The 2917-nt window shown below is 61.1% G+C and carries 2 protein-coding genes and 1 pseudogene; all 3 read right to left on the bottom strand.

Annotated features, from left to right (window positions below; all coding sequences use genetic code 11):
• Nucleotides 1–1220 (bottom strand): MFS transporter (locus WCA53_RS04940; RefSeq protein ID WP_423906256.1); only part of this gene is annotated, 1220 nt, incomplete at its 3' end.
• 209 nt (nt 1221–1429) lie between these two features.
• Nucleotides 1430–2482, bottom strand: a pseudogene (locus WCA53_RS04935) (3-keto-5-aminohexanoate cleavage protein).
• A 220-nt stretch (nt 2483–2702) separates the two neighbouring features.
• Nucleotides 2703–2917 (bottom strand): hypothetical protein (locus WCA53_RS04930; protein ID WP_423906252.1); only part of this gene is annotated, 215 nt, incomplete at its 5' end.

Below are 2917 nucleotides of genomic sequence, written 5' to 3'. Positions count from 1 at the left end.
ATGCCGAACGCCGGCATGATCGCGAGCGCCGTTTGCAGGCCCCACATATCGGAAAACCACCCACCCAAAACCGGACCGACTGCGAGACCGAAGAGGTTCTGGAACAGCGACAGAATCGAAGCGCCGGTCGCGCGGGCGCCAGGATGAACGACGTCGAAGATCACGCCAGCAGACGGCGCCAGCGTGCAAGTCATCAGGAACCCGCCGAACGCGATCAGGAGGAATTGATATGGCGACGCAGCAGCCACTGTGAAAGCCGTCAGGAAGACCACGAACGTCACCACCACAACCGATGCGACCATGACGAGCTTCCTGGCATGCGCCCGTGCTCCCAGGCGATCCGCCAGCTGCCCCCAGATGATTCCGCCAAGCGCACCGCAAAGGACGACCAGGGCCGCTTCCCGCGCTGCCCGATCCGAAGCAAGGCCATGGAATCGCATGAAGTAGCTCGGCAGCCAGGACCAGATCGTCGATATCACGATCAGCTGAAATGCAGCACCCAGACACGTCCACCAGATCGTCGCCGAGCCGAGTATTGTCCCGACGACCTGACGGACAGTGCCCAACGCCGACGAGCGCGCCCGCTCCGCGCGGGGCGTCAGCGCAACAGTTTTGTAATCCGGCACCAGCAGATACAGCACGGCCAGCACGAGGCCCGGCACCCCGACCACGCCGAACGCCGCACGCCACCCCCAGTACTTCGCGACTTCGGCGCCCACTAGCACCCCGAGTACCGATCCAACCGACGCCGCCGCCAGCAAACCACCCTGGAGCGTCGCGCGCATGCGTCGAGGAAACAAGGTGGCGAGCAACGCTCCGCCCACTGAACCGTAACCCGTTTCACCCACGCCGACCATCGCACGCGCGGCGAACATCGCTCCGTAGTTGCTCGCGAACATGCACGAGATGGACGCCAGACTCCAGAGTGAGGCCATGACGAAAATGCTTTTGACACGACTGAACCGGTCCGCCAGCAGCGCCACCGGCAGGCCACCCAGCGCAACGACGATGGAAATGATCGACACGAGCGCACCGAGCTGCTTGTCGGACAGACTCCAGGCGAGCTTCAAGTGCGGAAACAGAGAAACGATGACCTGGCGATCGATGTAATCGAACAGCATCAACGCAAACGTCATTGCGAACGCAAACCACGCGCGTGAGCGACTGACGAGGTAGTCATCGCGATCACCCGTCTGGTGTTCGGGGGAATACAAGTTCATGGATGTCTCCGGCATGAGGGCATTTGCGTAGGTCGCTGCCTCTTTGATAGTTGCTAATACGTCGACGCAGTCGATACGACTGTCGGGGTCGCCCTATATGGGCTCCCCCGCGTCTCCTTGTTTTTCGATTCCCGTCGGAGTCGATATCGAGCTTCGCACGTCAATCTGCCGCGAGCCCCTGACCCGGGCTCTGCCCCGACCTCCCTCTTTTACGCTGCGCGCAACGGTACGCTTCTCACGCCGGGCGCGCGATTCGGTGCCATCCCGAGCTTGCGCAAGGTCTCGTCGGTGCTATTCCAGAACGTGCCGGTCTGGTAGATGCGATGAGCATCTTCGCCGGTGGCGATCTAGCGGTTCAGTTCACGAGCGATGCGCACCATCTTCTCAATCTGCTGGACCGACGTCGCGCGCTTGCCATCGGGACCATTCAACGTGTCTTCGATACCGACACGCACATGCAACCCTAGAGCGATGGCCATCGTGGTCATCGGCACCACGTTGCGATTCAGCGACTCGAGTGTCAGCACAGCGCCGTCCGGCGTACGCCGCACGAACTCGAGCATATCGGCCGGATGCAGACCGGCCGAACCGCCCCCGATCGCCACATAGTTCAGAATCAACGGCCCCTTGTAGACCCCCGAACGAATCATGCGCTCGACCGTTTCCAGGCTCGCCATGGAGCCCAGCATGAAATGAGGCTGAATGCCGTTGGCGACCAGACGCCTGATGTGCTCCTCGTGCCACGACGGATTCGAGGGGACGACCATGTCGCGATACGCCGCCTGCATGACCGGATCGGCCAGCGAGGTGCCAGCGCAGTCTTCTTCTCGCATCAACTCCATCAGGTTCATCTGCGTAGTGTTGATCGCGACCGTCACCTGATCCGGCTTTGGATTCAACTCGGAGAGCATGTGGCGCGTGTCGTCGCTGAGCCACTTGGCCGCCTGCCCATCGTCTTCAGGGGCGAACGAGATCGAGCCACCGACCTGCAGTACCATTTTCGGCACGGCTTCGCGCAGACGCGCCAGCATCTCGTTGAACATCGACAGGCGCTTGCTGCCCTTCCCATCGGCCTCTCGCACATGGACGTGCAGGACGGTCGCGCCGGCGTTATAGCAGTCCACGGCTTTCTGGACCTGCTCGTCCATCGTCAGCGGAATATCGTCCGAATCGCTGGAACGCCATTGCGGCCCGTACGGCGCAACCTGAATGACCAATTTTTCCTGGTTTTCGGGCAGCAGGGAATCGTCTAGGAATTGCATGTCTCGTGCTCCCCTTCGGTGCTAGGTGGAATCGAACGTCGCTCGGGCGCCGAGGCGCTCCTCCGCTGTCCGTTTCTGTTGCTGGACAGCTAGATGTCCGAGCGCGCCGCGAATGTCGCGACGCGTGGTCACGCCATCCCGGACCATCGGAATTGCAGGGGGAAGCGCGTCGAGCCGTTGATGGAAACTATATGGCAACCTGGAAAATGAAGTTTAGTTCTCATGCCATTTTCTTCATTTTTGGCGCCATGCCGTGTAAACCCCAAAGCGCGGTACGGATCCACAGTCGGTTAGTGATCAAATTCTTCGGGAAGGCGGCCAATCGCCGAAGAAGTTTTGCCCAAGGCCTATCCGCCTTTGCCGCGCTGGTCTCCTTGACATGCCCGAATTCACGGATCGTTTCCAGCAGTGCCCGACGTCGTCCCACTGCTACGT

The sequence above is a fragment of the Caballeronia sp. genome (genome assembly GCF_049581465.1).
Taxonomy (GTDB): domain Bacteria; phylum Pseudomonadota; class Gammaproteobacteria; order Burkholderiales; family Burkholderiaceae; genus Caballeronia.
Note: the sequence above shows the minus strand (reverse complement) of the source record. Positions and strands in the feature narration are given on the sequence as shown.